Source organism: Aeromonas sp. 600886 (genome assembly GCF_049174935.1).
In the GTDB taxonomy this organism is placed as follows: Bacteria; Pseudomonadota; Gammaproteobacteria; order Enterobacterales; family Aeromonadaceae; genus Aeromonas; species Aeromonas veronii_A.
Genome location: NZ_JAAKUB010000015.1, coordinates 73,482 through 95,389, shown reverse-complemented (window position 1 = coordinate 95,389; position 21,908 = coordinate 73,482). Strand labels below are relative to the sequence as shown.

The following is a 21,908-nucleotide window of genomic DNA, read 5'->3' as shown; positions in this document are numbered from 1 at the left end:
GTTTAGCGGATCTTGATGCCAATCTGGCCCGCATCACACCACTCGAACATCACCTCTTCGCTCTTGCCGCAGCAACTGCCACCACAGACCCGACTCTCGCGCTTGATGACCCGCCCCTTGCGCATCCAGACGCCGAGCATGGCCTCCACCGCATCTTCCGAGGTGTGGAAGTGGCGAGCCAGATCACGCCGGCTCACCTTCTGCTGCGCGGCGAGGTAATCCCCCAGCTCGCGCAGGATCATAAGGTCACCACCTTGCGGGCGACGATGTCACCGTGACGGCGACCGGCCCACCAGAGCAGTACCAGAGAGAGGCCATAGCTGACGATCCAGAACAGGCTCTGCTCCGGATGAGCGGCGAAGGTGGCCACCTGATAGAAGAGGGTCGCGCACATAAAGGCCATATAGTTGCACCAGGCCGCGGTAAAGAGGGCCCACTGGCGACCGGTTTCCCGCACCAGGGCACCCATGGCGGCGGCGCAAGGCATGTAGAGCAGCACGAACAAGAGGTAGGCAAAGGCACCAGCCGCCCCATCGAAGTGGGTCTGCATGTTGCCGTAGGTGGAGACATCCACCTCCTGCGCCTCGGCGGCAGCTTTCTGGTCGTCGAGGTTGCCAACATCAAGCCCCATAGGGTCGCTCGGGTTGATCTCCGCCAGATTGGCTGCCACGGCATCGATCGCCTCATGGAAGCTGGCCACCAGCGAGAACTCGCTCGCCTCCTCTTCATCTGCGCCACCACCGGCGTAGAGGCTGTTGAGGGTACCGACCACCGCCTCTTTGGCGAAGATACCGGTGACGATACCGACCGTAGCCTGCCAGTTGTCATCGCGCACACCGATGGGGTGCAGCACCGGGGTCACCGCCTGGCTGATCTTGCTCAGGACCGAGCTCTCCTGCTCCTGATGGCCAAAGCTGCCATCGGTACCCAGGGAGTTAAGCACGCTCAGCACGGCAACCACCAGCACGATGGTTTTACCGGCGCCAAAGACGAAGGATTTGAGCTTCTGCCAGGTCTTGATGGCAACGTTGACAGGACGCGGCCACTCGTAATCCGGCATCTCCATCACCATGGAGTCGCTCTTGCCCGGCAGCAGGGTATTGCGCAGCAGCAGGCCAGTGAGCACCGCCACCAGAATACCGATGAGGTAGAGACCGAACACCAGGTTCTGGCCTGATTCAGGGAAGAAGGCCACCGCAAACAGGGCGTAAACCGGCAGACGGGCACCGCACGACATGAAGGGGGCCATGGCCGAGGTCATCAGCCGCTCCCGCTCGGAGTTGAGGGTACGGGTCGCCATCACCGAGGGGACGGTACAGCCAAAGCCCATCAGCATCGGCACGAACGCCTTGCCCGGCAGGCCGAGGCGGCGCATCAGGGCATCTACCACGAAGGCGGCGCGGGCCAGATAGCCGGAGCTCTCCAGTACCGCGAGGAACAGATAGAGGCAACCAATCACCGGAATAAAGGTGGCCACGGTCTGCAAACCAACCCCGAAGCCGTCAGCCAGAATGGCGCCCAACCATTCGGGGGCATTGATCAGCCCCAGCAGGTGGTGCACCCCATCGACAAACAGGGCGCCGCCCATGATGTCGAAGAAGTCGATAAAGGCGCTGCCCACCTTGATGGCGAACATGAACATCAGGTACATGACAAACAGGAAGAAGGGGATGCCAATCCAGCGATTGAGCAGCACCCGATCCAGCCACTCACTCTGGGCCTCGGTGAGCTTGCCCTTCTGCTGGCGAGCCTGTTGTACCCACTGGTGGATATGTCCGTAGCGGATATCTGCCAGTTGCAGGTCGATATCCTGCCCTTGATGAGCGCGAGCTACCACATTGGCGGCGGCCGCCTGCTGACCGGGCAGCAGAGTCTCCTGCATCACCGCATCCTCTTCCAGCAGGCGCAGGGCGCGGCCACGGGTAGTGAGGTGATGCGGGGCGAGCAGGGTCTCCAGCTCCGCCAGATCGGTTTCAAGCTCTTGGCCGTAATCGAGTTGCAAGGCTGCTTGCGGCTGACCGATAAACTGCCGGATCTGCTGCTTGAAGGCGGCAACCTGCTTGCTGTTGTGGGCAGAGAGGGCCACTACAGGGCAACCGAGGGATTTGCCGAGCTTGCTATCGTCGATGACGATGCGGCGCTTTTGCAGGATATCCAGCTTGTTGAGCACCACCACCATGGGCAGGCCCAGTTCGCGCAGTTGCAGCGTGAGGTATAGGGAGCGCTCCAGATTGGCGGCGTCGATGACGTTGAGCAGCAGGTCGGGTTGTTGGCCCTGGGCAAAGCGGCTGGCGATCTGCTCGTCCAGACTGCCATCCTGACCCGCCAGGCTATAGATGCCGGGCAGATCCATCAGCTTGAAGTGATGCTCACCCGCGCTGAACTCACCCATCTTCTTGTCGACGGTGACGCCACTCCAGTTGCCTACCTGCTGGCGGGCGCCGGTCAGGGCGTTGAACAGGGAGGTCTTACCGCTATTGGGGTTACCTACCGTTACCAGGGAATAATTCATACCAGCTCTACCTCTATTTTCTTCTGAACCCGCCGCGTGCGAGTGGCAAGCTGCTTTGCAGGTTCGACTTCTTGTCTCTGAACCGCTCCCGGTGACTTTCTTGACCGAAGCGGTAGCCGAACAGGGGGTTATACCGGCTCGACTTCTATTTGCTGGGCCAGACTCTTTTGCATGGAGAGACAGATCCCCTGGCACTGGATCTGGAGCGGGTCCCCCAGGGGGGCGGAGCGCAGATAAATGACTTCAGTCTGGGGCAACAGGCCCATCACCATCAGTTTGCGGCGCAGCGGCCGGGCGAGCTGATTCATATTCTTGATGCGAGCACTCTGTCCCGGTGACAACTGCGTGAGTACCATGACTGACTCCTGAAGTTAAACAATAATAATTCTCTTTTACTTGGGGCATTATAAGCTGTGTCTTCAACTTTTATTTGAGTAAAATCAAACTCCGCTTAGCTAACCCATAAAGTAATGCCATGAATCACGACAACAACAGCCGCCTCGTTTACAGCACAGATGGCGGCATGATCAAGGAGCAGAGCGCTCCCCAATCCGCCTCCCCCTTCCCCACTGACGGCACCGTGCGCATTCGCCGCGAGACCAAAGGGCGCAAGGGCGCCGGGGTGATCACCATTCATGGCGTACCCGCCGATCAGCAAAAATCCCTGGCCACCCTGCTCAAGAAAAAGTGCGGCACCGGAGGCGGTATCAAGGAGGGAGTGATCGAGATCCAGGGGGATAAACGGGACCTGATCAAAACCGAGCTGGAGAAAGCCGGTTTCAGCGTCAAGCTGGTGGGTGGCTGATCCCCTTGTCACTCATGCGGTTTTTCCCTAGAATGCCCGCTCCCATCGAGGGGGAGTAGTCTCGCACGCCGGTGCCATCCATTTCATGAATACCGGTTTGCGACCCTGATCAACATACTTGGTGCCAAATCACCATGGTCAGGGTGATCCATGCCAGCCATGGATTTGACAAGACCTTTGACGGGCCAGTGCCAATACCGGGGACGGATGGCGCAGGCTTGTCTTTGGTTTATAACAATTCCGTCCCCCGGTCATTTTTATGGAAGCCTTGTTAACCTCAACCCTCAGCGTCGCTATTGCCGAGATCGGCGATAAAACCCAGCTGTTGGCGTTGCTGCTCATCTGCCGTTTTCGCAAGCCCTGGCCCATCATCGCCGGCATGCTGGCGGCTACCTTGCTCAACCATGCGGGCGCTGCCTGGATTGGTGAGTTCATCAGCCGCTGGCTCGATCCCAAGATAATGACCTGGCTGGTCGCCATCGCCTTTATCGCCATGGCTATCTGGATTTTGGTGCCGGACAAGGTGGATGACGAGGAGAGCTCGCTGGATAAATACGGCCCCTTTATGGCCACCTTCGTGCTCTTCTTCATCGCCGAGATTGGCGACAAGACCCAGATCGCCACCGTGCTGCTGGCCGCCAAATATGATTCGCTGGTACAGGTCATTACCGGCACCACCCTCGGCATGATGCTGGCCAACGTGCCGGTGGTGCTGATCGGCAAGCTGGGGGCAGACAAGCTGCCGCTCAAGGGGATCCGCATCGCCTGCGCCATCCTCTTCGTCGGCCTCGGGGTGAGCACTCTGATCTTTGCCTGATCGCCTTTTCCGCTGCTCAAGCCCTCCCCTGTGGAGGGCTTTTTTGTTTGCTGCTGTGTCTATTGCGTAATCCGCTGTCGCACCACCAGCCGTAGAGCTAAGGGGCAGTGCACGGTTGCGGGTGCCTCATGCCATAATGGGGCAAACCTCGTGGAGTCCCCCCATGCACAACATATCAAGAGAGACGCTTCTCGAATGGGTCAAACAGGGACGGCTGGCGCCAGAGAAGCTGGCGGACGCCCTGACCCTCGCCGATCTTCCCCCCCATCCGGCGCGCTGGCAGTGGCTGTTTGACCGGCTGCTGCTCTGGCTCGGCGCCCTCTGTATCGGGGCAGGCCTTATTTTCTTCGTCGCCTTCAACTGGCAAGAGCTGGGCCGGGTCTCCCGCCTCGCCCTGCTGGAGGCGCCGCTGCTCGCCATGCTGCTTCTGCTGTGGCGCAAACCGCTGGGGGATACCCCCCGTCAGGCGCTGCTGCTCGCCATCGCCCTCAATATCGGCGCCCTGCTGGCGCTGGTGGGTCAGACCTACCAGACCGGTGCCGATCCCTGGCAGCTGTTCGCCACCTGGGCGCTGATGCTGGTGCCACTGCCGGCATTTGGCCAAAGCCCGCTGCTCTGGACCTTGAGCTGGCTGCTCGGCCAGCTGGCGCTGGTGCTCTACTGGCGGCTCGGCCTGTTCACGTTCTTCTTTACCTTCGATGAAGAGGGATTGGGCTGGTGCCTGACCCTGCTCAACGCCGCCCTCTGGGGTCTGCTTCTGCTGGCACCTGCCAGCTGGCGCCTGATGCCAAGCTGGCTGGCGGGTCTGGCCGCAGGTCTGGGGGCTACCCTGCTCACCCTGCTGGCGCTGTTTGATGCCGCCTCCCCGCTGGTGTGGCCGCTCTGGCTTGGCTGGCTCGCTGCGGCCTATGCCCTTTGGCATCACAGATTTATCGCCGGACTCGCCATGGGGTGCCTCAGTCTGATTGCCGTCATCCTCGCGGCGCTGGGCAAGTGGATGGAGCCCGACATCAACGGCTTCTTGCTGCTGAGCCTGATTGCCATCGGCCTTTCTGTCACCGCCGCCCGCTGGCTGCAACAACAACGGAGGTCTCATGAGTGATCTGACCCTTTGGCAAGCACTGCAACAGGCCAATCTGGTAGAAGGGGAGATGCCCCGCAACAACCAGCCACACTGGTCGAGCCGCTTTCTGCTCGGGCTGGTGGGCTGGATTGCCGCCCTGTTCCTGCTCTTTTTCCTGTTTCTCACCTTCGAGCAGCTGACCCGCGAGGCCAACAGCGCCCTGCTGCTGGGGGCCGTGCTGCTGGCGGGGGCCTACGCCCTCAATCGCAGCCAACGCGGCGATCTCTGGGATCAGTTCGTGCTGGCCCTCACCCTGGCGGCCGATGCCTGGCTGCTCTATGGCCTGCTCGATCAGCTTGATCTTCATCACGCCCTGCTCTGGTTTGGGTTGTGCCTGCTCTCCCTTGCCATCGCCATGCTGTTCGATCACTGGCTGGTGCGGCTGTTTCACAGCGTGGCGGCGGCCCTGCTGCTCACCCTTGGCCTCGCCTGCCTCGGGCTGCAACTGCTGGCGCTGCCGCTGGTGATGGCGGCCATCACCTTCTGCTGGCTGCGGGCAGATAGGGATCCAGAGCGCCACCAGCTCTACCACTCCATCACGCTGGGGCTGGCCCTCTCCCTGCTGGTGCTGGGCCGTCTGCACCATCCGCTGTGGGATGGCGGCAGCAGCGTGCTGGACGAACTGGGGCTGTCCCGCCTGCCGCTCTGGCTCAATCCCCTGCTCTGCGCCGCCCTGCTGCTGGCGGTGATGGTGAAGCTCAAGCTCCCTCTGCTGTTTGGCCTGCCGCTGGTGCTGATCAGCGCCGTTATCCCCGGCATGGGGGCGGGCGCACTGGTGCTGATCCTCGGGTTTTATGCCGGCAGTCTGGGGCTGATGACCCTCTCGGCCCTGCTGCTGCTCGGCTATGGCTCGCTCTATTACTACGATCTTGGGCTCACCCTGATGACCAAATCCTGGCTGCTGCTGGGCTCCGGCATCCTGCTGCTGGTGGCCCGCCAGCTGCTCACCACCTTCGCGGCAAGGAGCGACTCATGAAACCCGTCACCCGACAACTCTCCCTGTTGCTGAGCGGCCTCGCCATTCTGGCAGGCATCAATGCCACCGTCTGGCGCTATGAGCACGCCATGAGCAGCGGCGAAGTGGTGCTGCTGCGGCTCGCCCCGGTCGATCCCCGCTCTCTGATGCAGGGGGATTACATGCGGCTGAACTACGAGATTGCCCGCGAGCTGACCAGCCGCGACGCCCGTACTACTCAAAACAAGGGCAGCAATACCCTGGTGATCCGCCTCGATGCCCATCAGGTGGCCAGTCTGGTGGCCGATGGCAAACCGGATCGACTCGCCAGCGATGAGCGGCTATTGCAGGTGCACCAGAGCGAGCGGCAGTGGCAGATCGGCCCCGATGCCTACTTCTTTGAAGAGGGAACGGGGGGGCAGTACGAAGCGGCCCGCTACGGCGAGTTCCGGCTGCAAGCGGATGGCAAGACCCTGCTGGTGGGGCTGCGGGATGAGGCCTACCAGCCCATCGGGCAGATCCGCGCCCGCTGGTAACGGCAGTGAGTGGCTATTTACTCTGTTCATGGTCACACTCAAGGGAAGGTTGATCGCTAAGGATGTTCCCTATGAGGATATGGCTGATCTGTCATCTGTTGCTGCTCTGCTGGGCCTCGACGGCCCGGGCTGATCTGGGCAAGCTCGAGTACCTCACCGAAGAGTACCCCCCCTACAACTTCAGCGATCCGCAAGGCCAGCCCACCGGCCTTGCGGTCGATCTGCTGCAGATGATCTGGCAACACAGCGGCGTGACGCCCCAGCCGGTGCGCATCCTGCCCTGGGCGCGAGGTTATTACTTGCTAACTCAGAAGCCCAACGTGGTGCTCTTCTCCACCGCCCGCACCCAGGCGCGGGAGGATCTCTTCAAGTGGGTCTGCCCCATCGGCTACTCGGAGTACATACTGCTGGGCCGCAAAGCGCAGAACATCACCCTGACCGCCTTCGAACAGATGAGCCAGTACAAGATCAGCGCGGTGCGCTCGGACGCCGCCGAGCAGCTGCTGCTCAACAACGGCATGGATGACAACAACATCATCCCGGCCAACCGCCTGTCGCAGGGGTTGAAGATGCTGCTCTCCGGCCGCGCCGACCTGCTCGCCACCAGCAAGCTGGCGGGATATGACGCCATCCGCGAATTGAAGCTCAATAGCGACGACTTCAACGTGGCCATGGTGCTGAGCGCCGAGCAGCTCTGCTACGCCTTCAGCCGTCAGGTGCCCGACAGCGAGATCACCCTCTTTCAGCAGGGCCTGACCCGCGCCCTCGCTTCGGAGGAGTTTCGCAAATTGCAGGCCAAATACCTGCCGGTGCGCTGACTCTCGGCTGCAGCTGGAATGGCCCCCTCAGTCGCACTATGGTTGCCCGTCAAGGAGCTGGCTATTGCGAACTCGAGCCGTCACACTGTTTGGCATCGTCGATATAGTGAAGGATCTCTTCCATGCGGACATGGCATCTCTCCCACATCCTACTCCTTCTGTGGGCCAGCTTTGCCCGTGCAGATCTGGACAAGCTCGAATACTGCACCGAAATCTCCCCGCCTTTTAACTTCAGTGACGCAGAGGGTCAGCCCACCGGCCTTGCCGTCGAACTGCTGCAGATGATCTGGCAATATAGTGACCTTTCCCCCCAACCAATACGCATTCTGCCGTGGGCCCGCGGCTACAAAGAACTAAGCAGCAAGCACAATGTGGTGCTGTTTGCCACCGCACGGACACCCGAACGGGAAGCGCTTTTCAAGTGGGCCTGCCCCATCGACAACTCGGACTTTGTGCTGCTTGGCCGCGCAGCTGACAAGCTGACCCTTGTCTCTGCCGAACAAATGAAACAATACAAGATTGCGGTGGTGCGCTCGACCGTATCGAGTCAGCTGTTGCAGGAGCGGGGTCTGGATGAAAGCAACCTTGTCGAGGCAAACCGTCTCAGCCAGGCGGCCAAAATGCTCGCCTCGGGCCGTACCCATCTCTTTGCTACCAACAAGCTGGTCGGCTATCAAACCCTCAAGGACCTCAACATGGATCTGAATGACTTCAATGTGGCCTTTGTGCTCGACAGCAAGCCACTCTGCTATGCCTTTAGCCGTCAGGTGCCAGACAGGGATATAAGCCGCTTTCAACAAGCTCTGGATCGTGCCCGGGCCTCCCCTCAATTTTCGCAACTGCAAGCCAAATACCTGCCACTGCGCCAGTCTCTCTGACCCTCGCAACACAGCACAACATGCCGGCGGCCTCCTGCACTTTTTGCCAAACTGCAAACCCGCCTTGGCGAAATCATCCGGCTTGGTCACAATTGAGCATAGGTATTCCCTTGAGCAGGATAGAGAAATGAAACCATGGATCGGGTTGGCCACACTGCTTGTTACCTCCTTTGCCAACGCCAGCCCCGAGCTGGCCAAGCTTCACTACATTACCGAAGAGTACAAACCCTACAACTACGCCGATGCAAGTGGCGCCCCCACCGGCCTCGCGGTCGAACTGCTGCAACTGGTATGGAAAAAGACCAATACCCCAGCGCAGCCCATCACCATCATGCCTTGGGCGCGCGGTTACTACCTGCTGACCCAAAAGCCCAATGCGGTACTCTTCTCCACCGCCCGCACCCAGGCGCGGGATCCTCTGTTCAAATGGGCCTGTCCCATCGGTTACGCCGAAATCGTGCTGGTAGGGTTGGCCGAGCGCAATATCACCATCACCAAGCTCGATGATGCCAAAGCATTCAATATCGGGGCGGTACGGGCTGATGTGGGAGAACAGTTGCTACTCAACAACGGCTTTGACGAGACCAAGCTGATGGCAGCCAATCGGCTGGCACAAGCGCTGAAGATGCTCACCTCAGGTCGGATCGATCTGGTCTCCACCAATAAAACCACCATGGAACAGCTGATCGTGGAGCAAAAACTCGACCCCGCCCGCTTCAAGGAGCAGTGGGTACTTAGCTCGGAGCAGTTCTGCTTCGCCTTCAGCCATCCGGTAAGCGACGAACTGGTCAAAGAGTTCCAGACCGGCTTGACCCAGGTGCTGGCGAGTAGTGAATACCCGCTGCTGCACAGCAAATACTTCCCTGCCCCCGCCGCCAAATAGCGGCGCAGCGAAAAGCGCCAACAACAAGGGGCCCACTGCGGGCCCCTTCGCTTTTTACCATTTGCTCTCACCTGGCCACGTACCAGCACAGCAGCAGCCACCTTGTGAAGGGCGATAAGCTGTTCGATATCGAGCCCCACGACGGCGCCATTCACACCCGCCACTTGTCGCCCACCATCACCCGATCGGCCCGTTCGGCGCCACACAAGATCAGCGGCCTAACGTCGCAGTGCCGCCATGCAACCCAGCTGCTGGGAAGATCTGAAATATAGAAAATCAATTAGATAGCAACATGCCTCGCGGCATCCAGGCATCAATTGCTATCCGCATTCGGGTGTCTGTGCCGGGCATGAAAAAGGGGAGCCAGGCTCCCCTTGTGGCACTTGCGGCGTTAGAACTTGTAGAGCCAGGAGATAGCGGTGAAGTAACCGTTATAGTTCTGGTTAACATGACCCATGCTGTACTCCTCACCGGTGTAGAGGTAGTCCACATCGTGGTAGAACTCGTAGCGCATATCCCAGCGCAGTGACTGCTTCTCGTCGAGCTGATAGAGGGCATAGCCTTCCAGACGGTGTTGCTTGCTGGTCAGGTCGGGGTAGTCATAACCCTTGCTGGCATCTGTCTGGCCACGGCCATAGGAGAAGCTGTAATCCACCCCCAGTTCCAGCGCCAAATCAAACGCCTTCTTCTGGCTTAGACCCACTCCCAGAGTAGTGATTTGGTCACGAACCCGGGTCGAATAGGGATCCCAGTCCGGGGCACCGGTGTAAGCATGGTTCTGGCTTGAGGTGATCCACTGTACATTGCTGAAGAGATGGCCACTGAGATTCTCATCAAACTGCTGGTTAAGGGTCAGATCGATACCATAGTCCTCCCCTTCACTGAGTCCGATGTCAGGCTCCGGATAGTTTGCCCGTGCCCACCACCCTTCCAGCGAGGAGCTTAACTGCTCGCTGAAGGCATACTGCAGATCGCCACGTAGCTCGAACCTGTCACGATTGGCCAGATAGAACTGACGCAAGGTCGGGCTGACATTGGTATTGTTATTCTTCCACTCAGAGCCATCCCGGGTGCTCCAGGAGAGTTTCCCCCCCAGTTGCAGATCACCCACCGGGCGATAGCGACTCTTGAGGAACAATGTCTGCTCATCCGTCTTGCGACGATCCGCGTACTCCCGTTCATCGGCACGATACTGGTAACCCCCGGTTACCTTGACCGATCGACTAAGGCGGTAATCCGCTTCCAGATTGGCTTTACTGTGAGAACGATCCCCCGGCTGCCGTTGTTTGCCAATAACAACCTGCTTGTCCGAGTTGTCCTGCCGATCCCGGTATTCGCCCCCGGCACGCAGAGTCAAATCCCGGCCAAAACGCCCCACCCATTTGGCATTGGTCTGGATGGTATCGATCTCGCCATGGAAATCGCTCTGGGTGATCGGCACCTGCCGGAAGGCGGCTAGATTGCCATCCGACGTTGCTCGACTGCTGAGAATGCGACCGCTCAGACTCTGCCGGTTCCAGTTGTACTGGCCGGATAAACTGACCTGATGGAAGCTGTTGTCGGGTTCGTAAGCCCGCTCATTGGCATAGGGGTCGCTGGCCGAACCGAAATAGAATGCGGTCTCCTCGTTGCGATAGAGTGAGCCGTTGTAGGCCAGATCAACCAGCCAGCCTTCACCCAGGTAGCTGATGCCACTCTTGACCAGGGTGGTACTGCTGCCATCGACCAGCTTGGGTACAAAGCCCGGCATGCTGCCTATCCCCGGGATGCTGGACTGATAAGTGGCCAGCGTTGCCTCTTTTTTCTCATAAGAGAAATCGGCATAAGGGCGCCATGGGCTCTTGGGGGTATAGGCAAGCCCCATAGTCAGCTTCTTGCGGACCACCTCCTTGTCAAATTCGGCCAGCGCACCAGCCGCCATAGGCGCATCGTCAGAGCGATAGACACTCTTGCCATGGCTGTTCCAGTAAAAGGGGGTTTCGGAGTAGCCAATTTTGGCGCGCGCGCCATCATAGAACCCTTGCTCCAGTGACATGCTGAAACGGCGCATTCCAAGATCCCTGGCCTCGAGTGCGCCATAACGGGATCCCTCTCCCCGATACTGCAGGTCAGCGTTAAAGATCCCCAGCATGCCGGTATCGTTGGCGGCGGGCACCCAGTTGCGAAAACGGGTCGCGCCATCATCGTTGATGTAGCCTGTCCCCAGCCCCACCTCACCAAACCAGCCACTCTCGCTTTCACAGGATGCGCAGCGCCAGCGCGCGGTTTTGGCCTCCCTGGCCGATTGCAGGGAGTAATCCTCGACAGCCAGCGGCTCCTCGGTGGCATGGGCCGAGAAGATGGTCAGCAAGGAGAGCCAAAGTGTTGAATGTTTCATGACTTCTCTCCTCAACGTCGCAGGGACTGCCCATTCGGATGGTTGGTCCCGTGGATCTGGTTATGACAGTTCAGGCAACTGCCGCCGCGCACCTTGAGATCCCCCTCGGGGATGGACACGTTGGCATGGGGGGCGCTGTGACACTCCTGACACAACTGGGGCACGCGCTTGTTGAGCAGCGCCTGATTGATGGAACCGTGGGGGCTGTGGCATAGAGAGCAATCCTCGGTCACCGGTTCGTGCTCCCACAGGAAGGGGCCCCGCTTCTCGGCATGGCACTCGTAACAGCTCTCGTTGACGGTTGGCTGTTTCAGGCTGGCCTCATTTTGTGACTGATGCGGGTTGTGGCAGCTGGAGCAGGGCATTTCGCCATTCAGGATGGGATGACTGGTGCGCTTGTGCAGATCCGATTTCTCTGCGGCATGGCAGCTGGTGCAGGTCTCGACCTGTTTCTTGCTGTCCATCACCGGATCCTTGGCCTGGTGCAATGTGTGGCAGCTGGTACAGGAGAGATCCTCGACCGCATGAACACTGGCATGCCAGCCCATCCGGTTGGTATCGGTATGACAGGAGAGACAGACACTGTTCTGCTTCTCGACCGGCACAGGTGAATCGGGACCAAAGGTGATCATCGGCTCCCGTTTCTCTCCTTTGCGAGGATTGCGCGTGTGGTTGCCTGCCGGACCATGACAAGCTTCACACTGCCGGTCGGCCATGGGGCCATTCTGGTTGCCCAGATTGCCGTGCACACTGTGGAATATGCCGGTCGCGGGTTTGCGTGAATCTGAATCGTGGCACTTGAGGCAGGTATCAGCTCCCTTCGGGGAGTATTTTCCCTGGTCAAATTTCTTGTCCAGAGCCGATTCAATCTGGAGTCGCGGATCTGCATCGCCAGCGGGTTGCGCGGCATCGCTCTTGGCCCAGGCTGACAGGCAGCTCAGGGCCAGCATGCCAGCCAATAACCACTGCGTGATGGTCTTTTTCATCTTGTTTCCTTCAACGGCGAAGGGCCAGGGGTTACCCCCTGACCGCAGGATTTCATCAACGGAAGTCGTAGACCTTGTGAACCTTGTCGACACCCTGCTCCTGCCCGACGGCATGGCAAGAGGCACACTGTTCAACACCGGTTGCGGCTTCGATCGTCTCTGCACCAAAGACGGCGCCGTTATTCTTCATGTGGGTAGCCCACTCATCCCCTGCCACCGGGCTATCCGGCTTGACCAACCCCAGCGGTGATTTGAGGTGGCAGCTGGAGCAGACCACCAGCACCGGGCTGAAGTATTTGGGCTGTTTGTTGTCAGCCGTGGTGGCGACCAGAGAGGGGCGCGCGTTCTGCTGGTTGGGCAGGTTGTATTGCCCCTGGGTATGACAGGACTCGCAGTTGCTGATATCGCCCGGGAAGGTAGCACTTCCCCCATGTTTGGCGCCCAGCGCGTGGAAGGAGTGGACGTGATATTTCAGGTCCCCCGGCACCCCCGCATAGAACGAGGTACGGGTCGCGTTGTGGCAACTGGTGCACTGGCTCATATCCTTGGCCGCATGATTGCTCATGTGGACTGCCAGCTCCTTGTGGCAACTGTTGCAGGAAGCGAGATCGGCTCCGGCCTTGAGCAGATAGCTACTGTCGATGCCCCCTTCGGCACGGAAGTAGGCGTTGACCGGATTGATGGCGATCAGGGAGAGTGCGCTGGCAGTGCTGCTGCAAGGCAGCAGATCCCCTGCGGCAAACGCCCCGTTGCGATCGGCTTTACGCGCCACACAGACTCTCAGATCGGCGATGGTCGCGGCCAGGGTGCCATTGACCTCGTTGCCTGTCTCTTTGCTGCACAGGAAGCGACCTGTGCCCTGGCTGACACACTTGCTGAACTCGATCTTGTTGCCAGTGGCGAAAGTCTGCGGGTTGGTGGTGGCCAGCTCGAATCCCTGGCCCTGATCCCAATTGACCAGAATGGCCGGATTGCCATCTTTGACATATTTCAGCACGTCATTAACGCTCTCGGCCGGCGTACCGTCGACGGTGACGGTCAGTTCGATCTCGATATTGGGAGCGGCATAGCGAACGTCATCGAACGTGAACTGCAGCTTGTCGCGTCCAATCGCCTCGTTGGCCATGTAACCCAGGTGGACCATGTAGGGGGACTTGCTGCTGGCCGGATCAGCGCCATGGCACTGGGTGCAGACTGCGCCACTGTTTATCTTGCCAGTGATGTGAGCATCAAAACCTGTGGAGCTGGTTGAATCGGCATGACAGGCACCACACGCTTTTTCCTGGGCATGTTGCCAGTTACCGGCATTGAGGGTGGCTGGCGTGGCGTCCTTGTGACAGGTATCGCAGTTGCGCGAGTCTTGCGGGAAGTGGCTGACCGTCTTGGTATCCGTACTATCCAGATTGCCATGGTACTTGTGCACTATGGTCGTCAGAGAGCGGCGGGTAGCAATGGCCGGATTGCTCTCGTTGTGACAGGTGACACAGAGTTTGGGGTCAGCGCGATCCGCGTGTTTGATCGCTTGCTTCATGTGACAACTGTTACAACTGCTCTGATCCACGATATCCCGGGTCAAAGCGGCGCGCGTCCCAGCCGGCACCCAGTCCAGCACATAGTTGGTGACGGGGACATTGTTACTGCCACCAAAAAAGATACCCACACGATGAGTCGCCGTTTCATCCCAACTAATCACGCCATTGTTGCTCTGTGAATCAGCAGGATAGGGATCCGGCACTGTGGTGGGGTTAATAGCAAAGGTGTAGCGATATTGCCCATTGCCCAGTGACTCCAGCTTGCCGCTGTTTTCACTGGTGGCTTTGCCGGAACGGTAGATAAAACTCTTCCAGATGGCCGGGTCTTCACGTGTGGCATCGCGGCCGGGGATCACCTTGTTGAGGGTGAATGAGGGGATCGTAGCGCCTAGGTCGTAACCCGAGCCCTGTTTGTCCGTCACGTTGAACTGTACCGAGAGCTGACCATCCGGGGTGAGAACCGGTGTCGACGCCGAGATAATCAGAGATCCAGGGGTTCCTGGAGGAGGGGTGGGTGGCTCACTCTTGTCACTGCCATCCCCCCCGCCACCACAGGCCGAGAGGGTGAGCACCATTGCAGCTGCCACCAGCGCTTTCCAGTATTTCATCTTGTTTATCCTTTTTTATCGGATTTTTTATTTCATGTATGAGCTGTCTCAGAAAAGTCCCAAAAACATGCAACATTGAAGCCTTTTGAGCCCCACCTTGGTCAAAAACCATTTCCACTCGAATTATAAGGTTTATGTGGCTCTCGACGTTGACAGAAGTCTCAAAAGCGGGACTAAGCCCACTTTTTCGAATAAAAAAACGGTATAAGCTGTCTTTTGCGATTTTTATGTCAAAAGGAGTGCAAAATGAAGCGAAGCATGAAATGGAAAGTGGTGGGGTTATCTCTGTTGATTGGTTCAATTGGGCCAGCCTTTGCCGGGGTCGACGAGATGGCCAAAACATGTAACGCATGTCACGGTAATCAGGGGATCAGCTCACATACAAATATTCCGACAATCGCCGGAATTGCAGAATCTAATCTTGCGGAGCAGATGCGAAGTTACCTGGATGGCCGCCCTGCTAAGACCGTTAATCATGTCACCGGTGACACCAGCAAACAGGGAAACATGACCGACATTGTTAAGGGTCTTAGCGACGATCAGATCGACGAATTGGCAGCTTACTATGCCGAACTGCCCTACCAGCCGATGAAGCAGCCGTTCGATGCCGCACTGGCCAAAGCCGGGCAAAAACTGCATGAGGAGTCAGGTTGCAAGAAGTGTCACTCCGAAGGTGGATCCGTTGCCGACGATGAAGCCTCCATCCTCTCCGGTCAGCCAAAAGGTTACATACTGATGGCCCTGCAAGAGTTCAAGGCGGGCAAACGCAGCAATGACGAGAAGATGAACAACGCCATCATTGCCATGAGTGATGCCGATCTCCAGGCGTTGGCCGAGTACTACGCCAGCCAGCAATAACCAAAGCGGTCAGGTTTATCCATTGCTCAAGCCCCCACTCTGTCGTGGGTGGGGGCCTCTTGCCCGTTTCTGGCATTTTGGGAGGTATTTGTCGCTCTTTTTCTTGTCAGGGGGTGGATAACGCCGCTGAACCTCTTTGATCCGGAGTCCAGTATGAAAAAAATAATGCCATGGGCCTTGCTTGCCGCGCTCTGTCTGGGTGCAAGCCAGTTTGCCCTCGCAGCGACCGCCGTCGAACCAGCGTCTGCAGCCGTCAGCACTGTGGCCGATAGCAGTGCCGCCGATGCACTGGCCGCACGCCAGGCCAAAGCCGCGAAGAAAGCCGCAGCCGAGAAAACAGCGGCCGCCCGTTTCGCCAAGTGTGACAAGTGCCACGATGGAAACGAGGGGATGCATGGCAAGCATGCCAGCGTCACCAACCCCAATACCAATGAAGCGGTGACCTGTACCAACTGTCACGGCAACCCGTCAGCCCAGCACCGCAAACAGCGTGGCGGCATTGTCGACGTGATGCGCTTTGGCGACGATGCCTTCCCGCTCAGCCAGCAAAACGGCGTCTGCATGAGCTGCCATGAGCCCGATGATCTGCGCAAGGCGCTGTGGGCTCACGACGTGCATGCGACTCGCGTGACCTGCACCAGCTGCCATCAGTTGCACCCGGCCAAAGAGCCCATGGTCGGCATCCCCGAGAAGGCCCGCATCAAGCTGTGCGTCGACTGCCACAGCAAGCAGCATGAGGCCAGGCAGCAAGCCGCGGCCAAGGAGGGCGCATGAGCACGACCCGTCGCGAGTTTATGGTGGGGATGAGTGCCAGCGCCTTGATCCTGATGACGGGGTCGCCCCGCGCCCTGGCCAACAGCATGACCATCGGGGGGGTGCGCTACGGCATGATCCACGATGAGACAGCCTGCATCGGTTGTACCGCCTGCATGGATGCCTGCCGGGAAGTCAATCAGGTGCCACAAGGGGTAGCCCGCCTGCAGATCCTGCGCTCCGGTCCTGTGGGTGAATATCCGGATCAGGAGTACCGGTTTTTCCGCAAGTCCTGCCAGCACTGTGATAACGCCCCCTGTGTGCATGTCTGCCCGACGGGTGCATCCCATATCCGGGCCGAGGATGGCATCGTCGACATCAACCCCGATCTCTGTGTCGGTTGCCGTTACTGTCTGGCAGCCTGTCCTTATCAGGTCCGCTTTATCAACCCGGTCACCCGCACTGCCGACAAGTGCGACTTTTGCCGCAAAACCAATCTGGCCAACGGCAAGCAACCCGCCTGTGTCGAAGCCTGCCCTACCAAGGCGCTGGTGTTCGGCAATCTGGATGATCCTCACAGCCCGATCGCCAAGCGGCTGGTGCACGAGACCACCTATCGCTACAAACAGTTCCTCGGCACCTCACCCAAGATGTATCGGGTACCAAAAGGGGAGATAAAATCATGAGTCCACATAACCCGCATCATGGCGGTATCCCTCTGCAGATGGTGAGTAGCGAAACGGGAGGTGTGTACCATGTGGCATAACGCATTTCACTTCGACTCACTGGTCTGGGATGGTCCCATCGCCATCTACCTCTTTCTGCTGGGGATCTCCGCCGGTTCAGTCACCCTCTCGGTGCTGTTGCGCCAGCGCGGGGCCGGCAGCGAGAACGGCATCATCAGGGCGACCGTCATTCTGGCCCCGCTCAGCGTGATACTGGGGCTGCTGATCCTCATCTTCCACCTGGCTCGTCCCTGGACCTTCTGGAAGCTGATGTTCCACTATCAGTTCGATTCCGTGATGTCGATGGGGGTCATGCTGTTTCAGGTCTATATGACTGTGTTGTTTGCCTGGCTGGCGGTGCTCTTCAGAGCCGAGATCGAGGGGCTGCGGCGGCACCTGCTGGCGGACAGGTTCGCCTTCATCGATACCCTGATAGGCAAGGTGGCACAGCTTGAGCGACTGCTTACTCCCCTGTTGTTGTTGCTGGCCGTACTGCTGGGGGCCTATACCGGCTTCCTGCTCTCGGCGCTCAAGACCTACCCCATGCTCAACAACCCGATCCTGCCGGCGCTGTTTCTGGTATCCGGTATCAGCTCGGGGGTAGCCTCCACCATCTTGCTGGCGGTGACTCTGTTCAAGGAGAGCAGCCATAGCAAGGGGGTGAGCTTTGTACACCGCTTCGAGCGCCCCATGGTGGCTATCGAGATCTTCTTGCTGGTCTGCTTCTTCACCGGCCTCTACTTCGGTGGCGGCCAGCGGGAGGCAGCGATGTGGGCGGCCATAGGCGGCGGCTTCTGGTCGCAGGTCTTCTGGTTTGGCGTGATTGGCATCGGCATCCTGCTTCCCCAACTGTTGGGGCTGTTCAGCTCGCCAGCTCGCCAGCTCCAGCGCTCCCACCTGGTGCTGGTCTGCAGCCTGAGCCTGGTGGGGATCTTGCTGCTGCGCTACTTCATCCTCTATGCCGGTCAGATGACGGTGCTGTAACATGGCTGCGTGGATGGGCCAGAGATGTGTCTAGTCCTTACACAGGCTTACACATTTTCGGCTCGTTCTTCTCCACGCAGACTCCCCAACCTTCTCGGCATCCACCATGGGGCCAAAGGCTGGATAAACAACAAGCGCCCTGCCGGGCGCTTGTTGTGGTTATCGTGATGACCGGATTCAGGGTGTTGGGCAGGCGCTTGGCGAGCCGCTGTTGCGGGGCCAGAGGGTGGATCCGTCGCTTTCGGAGAGCGGCAGGAATGTGACACCTTCGCTCATGTTGGCTGGGGGCAGGTCATCCTCCAGCACATACATCCCCATCGGCAGGCTGCCATAACGCTGGTTGGCCTGCACCTGAGCGACCGCGAGGCTTGAGTAACGCAGGCCGAGCAGATCGAAATGATTGCGCCAGTCCCAACCGGTGAGCCGACTGAGTGCAACCAGCATAAAGTCATTGCCCGGTATGTCGCGTACCCGTTTGCCGCCATAGACCGCATGCCCCGAGTAGGGGAACAGGCTAAAGCCGAGCCTATCCTTGTTGGCATTCCACTGCGCTTCACTGTCGGCTGCCGCGCCGAAGATCCGTGAATGCTGATAGAGCAGGGTGAAGAGAGTGAAGCCATCGTTCAGCCGGGTGCCATCAGTCAGGAGCATACGGTGGGCGCGTAATGCCATCTGGATATAAAACGCCATGCGATAGCCGTTGTGGACGGCGTAGGCATTGCTCTTCCAGGGGGCTTCGTAGCGACTCTCGCCGGTATCGAGCACCTTGCAGTTGGCCCCGAGCACGAGGCGGTTGCCACTCCTGTCCCTTACCTGCGCCGCATCAGACATGAACACATAGAAGAGATCCTTGTGATTCATGTGTCCATCCTTGATGGGCGCCGTGTTGCCATCTCTCAGATAATGGGCGCGCCACTTCACCACATAAGGGAAGATGTTGTTGGAGTTTTCCCCCGCCCGGCTGCCGTAGCCACTCCAGTTGTCGGCATCGTCTGCCGCAGCGTACTGCACGTTCAACCGGTTGGTCTGCAGGTTGTGGCCCAGCTCGTGATTGTCGAGCCAGCCGGTCGGGCTGATGCTGCCGGAAGAGTCCCACGGGTTGCCGCTGCAACCGCTGCCGCAATGGGCATTCTGGTCATAGTTGGCATGCTGGATGATGGTGCGGGTATGGAGCGATTCATCGAGACACCCCTCCCCCAACAGTGCCACGCAGGCGTTTTTAACATCCGCAGGCAGCGACTCATCGAGCCCCTTGCCCTGAATTTTCAGGCCCGCCAGGGTGTAGACACCATTGATGTGATCCCGGGCGATGCTGTCGAGCAGGGCATTGGTGTCGGGGATGACGCCACCCACCGCCTTGGTGAAGCGATCCCGGCGCAGATGCTGTTCGGCGCCATCGGCCCGCAGATCGATATGGGGCAGCTCGGTTTGTTCCAGCCGCTCGTTGAACTCGCGGATCTGCTGCTCATCACTGAAATCCATGATGGCCGGATGACGGGTGACGCCCGTGGCGCTCACCTGGACGGCCAGCGATGCAGCCGCCCCTTCCAGATAGAGATAGATAGGGCCGCCATAAGGAGAGGTGAAGGTGACGCTGCCCCCCTTGGCCAAGATCAGTCGTCCGGTGGTCAGCTCCAGCGGGGCTCGATAGATCTTCTGCTCATAGGCGCGATTGGTGTTGGGCCTGTGGTAGTTGAGTCGGACGGTAGCGGACACATCGGCGTTATCGGTGCGTCTCAGGGTGATGGTTTGTCCCGGCAGGGCATACCAGCCGGTGGTGGTCCACTGCCCGCTGTAGGGAACCGCAATGCGCCGACTGTCGGTGAGCGTTGCGGGATAGGCGTAGTGAGCTGCTTGTCCCTTCACCACCTTGTTGCGATCGGTGACGTACTCCCCCAGATCGGGCTGGGCCGGGGTACGGGTGCGGGCATAGCTCACCAGCCAGTCGGCAAACATCGCCTGCTGCCAGGATTGATGTTCATCCCAGGCAATGGGGTAGTCGATGGCGGCACGGTATTTGTCGGCTAGCAGCAGGGTGGCGGGCAACAGTGTCACGCCGTCACGGGCAAAGGGACTGATCCCGGCCTTGTCGAGGGTGATGGCCCCATTTCTCAGCCAGTCGGCACCCAGCTTGAACTGCTGGTTGAAGCTCTCCGAGCCACCGCAATTGATAAAGTTGCCGCCGCAGCTATCGAGCCACTGGGGCGTGAAGTTGCGATCCAGAAGGTTGCCAAGCAGGGTATCGACCGCCATCAGCTGGGCGTCGGGTGCCATGATGGTGTTCACTGCCAGATCGCTGGCTCTGAGTTTTGACCAGTAGTTGCCCCAGGTGACCAGCCCCATATCGAGATAGAGGGGGCTTAGCAGCGGGCTGGCATCGCGCCGATAGTTGGAGAGCAGCAGCGGGATCCCGGCCGCTTTGGCCTTGGCGATCCCCTCTGCGATCCCCTGATACCCCAGCCCTTGGCGGTCGATATCGCTGATCACGATAAGCTCCGGCGCCATGGTGTCTATACAGTCGCTCAGCGCCTGATAATCGCAGGTATTGGCCGGGTTGATGCTGTGCTTGTCGGGATAGATCGCCTTGAGCCAGTCACGCATGCCTTCGTTATGGGGAAAATAGACGCTATCGGCGCGGCTTGGCATCTGGGCGGTGAGGATGCGCAGGCCATCGCTATCCTTGCCCCGGGTCAGCCAGCCAATCAGCCCCTTGAGCAGCGCCTCGCTCTGCGCTGTGCGGTCAACGGAAAACAGGTTCGCCCCCATGGCGGCCTGACGGTAATCGGCTTGCTCGGAGACCATCACCAGCCCCCGGATCTCGCTCTCCCCCTTGCCATTAATGTTGGAGGGGAGCAGGGTCACCGTGCTCTCCGGCTGGAAGCTGGAAAAGGTGATGGAGTCGTGGCTCGGGTTCCAGCTGATCTGTGCCATTCCCTGATAGAGGCTGCGAACCAGCTCGGTGCGGTGAGCCTCACTGTCGGCAATCGCCGCACGGGCATGGGCGATCAGGGATTGCTCGCTGGCAAGGGTATGATCTTCCCGGGCAATCGCATTGGCGGCATCGCTGATAAAGCGGGCCGAGACCTGACAATCGGCGCGCATGGGTGCTGTGGTGTAGATGTTACCCGTCAGGGTGCCCTCACACCCAGTGACCTGCGCCAGCACGAAGCCACTCTCGGGCTGTACGGTGAAACGGCCTTGTTCACCGGCGTTCAGACGCAGGGCGTCGGGGCTGAGTGAGCCCCCCAGAGAAGCTTGAGTGGTGGCGTTGAAATAGACGGCTGCACTCTCCTGCGTGAAGCTGGCCGAGATCTGGCAATCGCTGCGCATGGGGCCAGTGGTATAGGTGAGGCCGTCCAGGGTGCCATCACAGCCGCTTATCCCGGTCAGGAGGTAACCGCTGTCAGCCTGTACCGAGAAGCGCCCCTGTTCACCCGCCGCCAACCGCAGGCTGGTGGGGTTCAACTGTCCGCCCGCGCTGCTCTGGCTGGATGCCTCGAAATAGTTGGGGGTGACAGGGGGGCGGATAGGGGTCTCTTCCTGTTCGCCATCACCGCCGCCACAGCCTGTGATCAACAGCGCCAGTAAGGGGGTGAGAACCGTCTTTTTCATTGTTTGATACGTTCCTTGTGTTACGACGGGTAGGGGAGTCGGTAGTCTAATGAGCTGCCTTGCTTATTTCAACGCTGATTGAATGGTCATTTTGCTTTATTTTCAGCATCTTGGATGTTTTTTTGGCCGGCTTTTGTCGTATTTGG

19 protein-coding genes are annotated in these 21,908 nt (G+C 59.3%); 12 read left to right on the top strand and 7 right to left on the bottom strand.

Features of this window, described 5'->3' with window-relative positions; all coding sequences use genetic code 11:
* Nucleotides 1–2 precede the first annotated feature (2 nt).
* The 3 genes from G5179_RS13065 to G5179_RS13055 all read right to left on the bottom strand — a co-directional run bounded on the left by G5179_RS13065 (nt 3) and on the right by G5179_RS13055 (nt 2,868).
* The gene (locus tag G5179_RS13065; protein ID WP_005350974.1) at nt 3–242 is read right to left on the bottom strand and encodes a FeoC-like transcriptional regulator; all 240 of its coding nucleotides are present in this window, start codon (nt 240–242) and stop codon (nt 3–5) included.
* A complete protein-coding gene (gene feoB, locus G5179_RS13060) occupies nt 239–2,512 on the bottom strand; it encodes a Fe(2+) transporter permease subunit FeoB (RefSeq protein ID WP_266135580.1) in 2,274 nt (757 codons plus the stop codon). The genes G5179_RS13065 and feoB overlap by 4 nt, the downstream gene beginning before the upstream one ends.
* 128 nt (nt 2,513–2,640) lie before the next feature.
* Entirely contained in the window at nt 2,641–2,868 is a 228-nt protein-coding gene (locus tag G5179_RS13055) for a FeoA family protein (RefSeq protein ID WP_005337384.1), read from the bottom strand.
* Between the two features lie 119 nt (nt 2,869–2,987).
* Here G5179_RS13055 and G5179_RS13050 point away from each other — a divergent pair, with 119 nt between their 5' ends.
* The 8 genes from G5179_RS13050 to G5179_RS13015 all read left to right on the top strand — a co-directional run bounded on the left by G5179_RS13050 (nt 2,988) and on the right by G5179_RS13015 (nt 9,327).
* Nucleotides 2,988–3,317 (top strand): translation initiation factor, encoded by a 330-nt coding sequence (locus G5179_RS13050; RefSeq protein WP_139428489.1) that lies wholly within the window; start codon nt 2,988–2,990, stop codon nt 3,315–3,317.
* A 259-nt stretch (nt 3,318–3,576) separates the two neighbouring features.
* Entirely contained in the window at nt 3,577–4,134 is a 558-nt protein-coding gene (locus tag G5179_RS13045; protein ID WP_421258514.1) for a TMEM165/GDT1 family protein, read from the top strand.
* 163 nt (nt 4,135–4,297) lie between these two features.
* Nucleotides 4,298–5,236, top strand: coding sequence for a DUF2157 domain-containing protein (locus tag G5179_RS13040; protein ID WP_421258513.1), 939 nt, complete (start codon nt 4,298–4,300; stop codon nt 5,234–5,236).
* Nucleotides 5,229–6,233, top strand: a complete 1,005-nt coding sequence (locus G5179_RS13035) for a DUF4401 domain-containing protein (protein ID WP_421258512.1) — start codon at nt 5,229–5,231, stop codon at nt 6,231–6,233. The genes G5179_RS13040 and G5179_RS13035 overlap by 8 nt, the downstream gene beginning before the upstream one ends.
* A complete protein-coding gene (locus tag G5179_RS13030) occupies nt 6,230–6,748 on the top strand; it encodes a GDYXXLXY domain-containing protein (protein ID WP_421258511.1) in 519 nt (172 codons plus the stop codon). Before G5179_RS13035 ends, G5179_RS13030 begins: the two co-directional genes overlap by 4 nt.
* Nucleotides 6,749–6,819: 71 nt before the next feature.
* On the top strand, nt 6,820–7,566 hold the full coding sequence (locus G5179_RS13025; protein ID WP_219264705.1) for a substrate-binding periplasmic protein: 747 nt from the start codon (nt 6,820–6,822) through the stop codon (nt 7,564–7,566).
* Nucleotides 7,567–7,688: 122 nt separating this feature from the next.
* A complete protein-coding gene (locus tag G5179_RS13020) occupies nt 7,689–8,444 on the top strand; it encodes a substrate-binding periplasmic protein (protein ID WP_421252354.1) in 756 nt (251 codons plus the stop codon).
* A gap of 127 nt (nt 8,445–8,571) precedes the next feature.
* The gene (locus tag G5179_RS13015) at nt 8,572–9,327 is read left to right on the top strand and encodes a substrate-binding periplasmic protein (RefSeq protein WP_216953321.1); all 756 of its coding nucleotides are present in this window, start codon (nt 8,572–8,574) and stop codon (nt 9,325–9,327) included.
* A gap of 391 nt (nt 9,328–9,718) precedes the next feature.
* On the opposite strand, the gene G5179_RS13010 is transcribed toward G5179_RS13015, so the two are convergent.
* Genes G5179_RS13010 through G5179_RS13000 form a run of 3 tightly spaced genes read right to left on the bottom strand, consistent with a single transcriptional unit; the run spans nt 9,719 to nt 14,830 of the window.
* Complete coding sequence (locus tag G5179_RS13010) at nt 9,719–11,704, bottom strand: MtrB/PioB family decaheme-associated outer membrane protein (protein ID WP_421258510.1); 1,986 nt, start codon at nt 11,702–11,704, stop codon at nt 9,719–9,721.
* Nucleotides 11,705–11,715: 11 nt separating this feature from the next.
* Complete coding sequence (locus G5179_RS13005) at nt 11,716–12,690, bottom strand: DmsE family decaheme c-type cytochrome (protein WP_227342431.1); 975 nt, start codon at nt 12,688–12,690, stop codon at nt 11,716–11,718.
* A gap of 55 nt (nt 12,691–12,745) precedes the next feature.
* On the bottom strand, nt 12,746–14,830 hold the full coding sequence (locus G5179_RS13000) for an OmcA/MtrC family decaheme c-type cytochrome (RefSeq protein WP_421258509.1): 2,085 nt from the start codon (nt 14,828–14,830) through the stop codon (nt 12,746–12,748).
* A gap of 246 nt (nt 14,831–15,076) precedes the next feature.
* Between G5179_RS13000 and pdsA the strand changes: the two genes are divergently transcribed.
* From pdsA to nrfD, 4 genes are all read left to right on the top strand, one after another.
* Nucleotides 15,077–15,688 carry a periplasmic diheme shuttle PdsA gene (gene pdsA / locus G5179_RS12995; RefSeq protein ID WP_421206411.1) on the top strand — a complete coding sequence of 204 codons (612 nt, stop codon included), beginning with the start codon at nt 15,077–15,079 and terminating at the stop codon, nt 15,686–15,688.
* A 153-nt stretch (nt 15,689–15,841) separates the two neighbouring features.
* A complete protein-coding gene (gene nrfB, locus G5179_RS12990) occupies nt 15,842–16,462 on the top strand; it encodes a cytochrome c nitrite reductase pentaheme subunit (protein WP_421258508.1) in 621 nt (206 codons plus the stop codon).
* The gene (gene netC / locus G5179_RS12985) at nt 16,459–17,127 is read left to right on the top strand and encodes an Nrf-like electron transfer protein NetC (RefSeq protein ID WP_421258507.1); all 669 of its coding nucleotides are present in this window, start codon (nt 16,459–16,461) and stop codon (nt 17,125–17,127) included. The genes nrfB and netC overlap by 4 nt, the downstream gene beginning before the upstream one ends.
* A 69-nt stretch (nt 17,128–17,196) precedes the next feature.
* Nucleotides 17,197–18,150 (top strand): cytochrome c nitrite reductase subunit NrfD, encoded by a 954-nt coding sequence (gene nrfD / locus G5179_RS12980; RefSeq protein ID WP_421258506.1) that lies wholly within the window; start codon nt 17,197–17,199, stop codon nt 18,148–18,150.
* Between the two features lie 177 nt (nt 18,151–18,327).
* Here nrfD and G5179_RS12975 read toward each other — a convergent pair whose 3' ends face one another.
* Nucleotides 18,328–21,762, bottom strand: coding sequence for an ImpA family metalloprotease (locus G5179_RS12975; RefSeq protein WP_421258505.1), 3,435 nt, complete (start codon nt 21,760–21,762; stop codon nt 18,328–18,330).
* Nucleotides 21,763–21,908: the final 146 nt, after the last annotated feature.

What these genes read in the sequence shown, in the direction of transcription:
- G5179_RS13065 (WP_005350974.1), bottom strand. Translation starts at nt 242, where the DNA reads ATGATCCTGCGCGAGCTGGGGGATTACCTCGCCGCGCAGCAGAAGGTG.
- feoB (WP_266135580.1), bottom strand. Translation starts at nt 2,512, where the DNA reads ATGAATTATTCCCTGGTAACGGTAGGTAACCCCAATAGCGGTAAGACC.
- G5179_RS13055 (WP_005337384.1), bottom strand. Translation starts at nt 2,868, where the DNA reads ATGGTACTCACGCAGTTGTCACCGGGACAGAGTGCTCGCATCAAGAAT.
- G5179_RS13050 (WP_139428489.1), top strand. Translation starts at nt 2,988, where the DNA reads ATGAATCACGACAACAACAGCCGCCTCGTTTACAGCACAGATGGCGGC.
- G5179_RS13045 (WP_421258514.1), top strand. Translation starts at nt 3,577, where the DNA reads ATGGAAGCCTTGTTAACCTCAACCCTCAGCGTCGCTATTGCCGAGATC.
- G5179_RS13040 (WP_421258513.1), top strand. Translation starts at nt 4,298, where the DNA reads ATGCACAACATATCAAGAGAGACGCTTCTCGAATGGGTCAAACAGGGA.
- G5179_RS13035 (WP_421258512.1), top strand. Translation starts at nt 5,229, where the DNA reads ATGAGTGATCTGACCCTTTGGCAAGCACTGCAACAGGCCAATCTGGTA.
- G5179_RS13030 (WP_421258511.1), top strand. Translation starts at nt 6,230, where the DNA reads ATGAAACCCGTCACCCGACAACTCTCCCTGTTGCTGAGCGGCCTCGCC.
- G5179_RS13025 (WP_219264705.1), top strand. Translation starts at nt 6,820, where the DNA reads ATGAGGATATGGCTGATCTGTCATCTGTTGCTGCTCTGCTGGGCCTCG.
- G5179_RS13020 (WP_421252354.1), top strand. Translation starts at nt 7,689, where the DNA reads ATGCGGACATGGCATCTCTCCCACATCCTACTCCTTCTGTGGGCCAGC.
- G5179_RS13015 (WP_216953321.1), top strand. Translation starts at nt 8,572, where the DNA reads ATGAAACCATGGATCGGGTTGGCCACACTGCTTGTTACCTCCTTTGCC.
- G5179_RS13010 (WP_421258510.1), bottom strand. Translation starts at nt 11,704, where the DNA reads ATGAAACATTCAACACTTTGGCTCTCCTTGCTGACCATCTTCTCGGCC.
- G5179_RS13005 (WP_227342431.1), bottom strand. Translation starts at nt 12,690, where the DNA reads ATGAAAAAGACCATCACGCAGTGGTTATTGGCTGGCATGCTGGCCCTG.
- G5179_RS13000 (WP_421258509.1), bottom strand. Translation starts at nt 14,830, where the DNA reads ATGAAATACTGGAAAGCGCTGGTGGCAGCTGCAATGGTGCTCACCCTC.
- pdsA (WP_421206411.1), top strand. Translation starts at nt 15,077, where the DNA reads ATGAAGCGAAGCATGAAATGGAAAGTGGTGGGGTTATCTCTGTTGATT.
- nrfB (WP_421258508.1), top strand. Translation starts at nt 15,842, where the DNA reads ATGAAAAAAATAATGCCATGGGCCTTGCTTGCCGCGCTCTGTCTGGGT.
- netC (WP_421258507.1), top strand. Translation starts at nt 16,459, where the DNA reads ATGAGCACGACCCGTCGCGAGTTTATGGTGGGGATGAGTGCCAGCGCC.
- nrfD (WP_421258506.1), top strand. Translation starts at nt 17,197, where the DNA reads ATGTGGCATAACGCATTTCACTTCGACTCACTGGTCTGGGATGGTCCC.
- G5179_RS12975 (WP_421258505.1), bottom strand. Translation starts at nt 21,762, where the DNA reads ATGAAAAAGACGGTTCTCACCCCCTTACTGGCGCTGTTGATCACAGGC.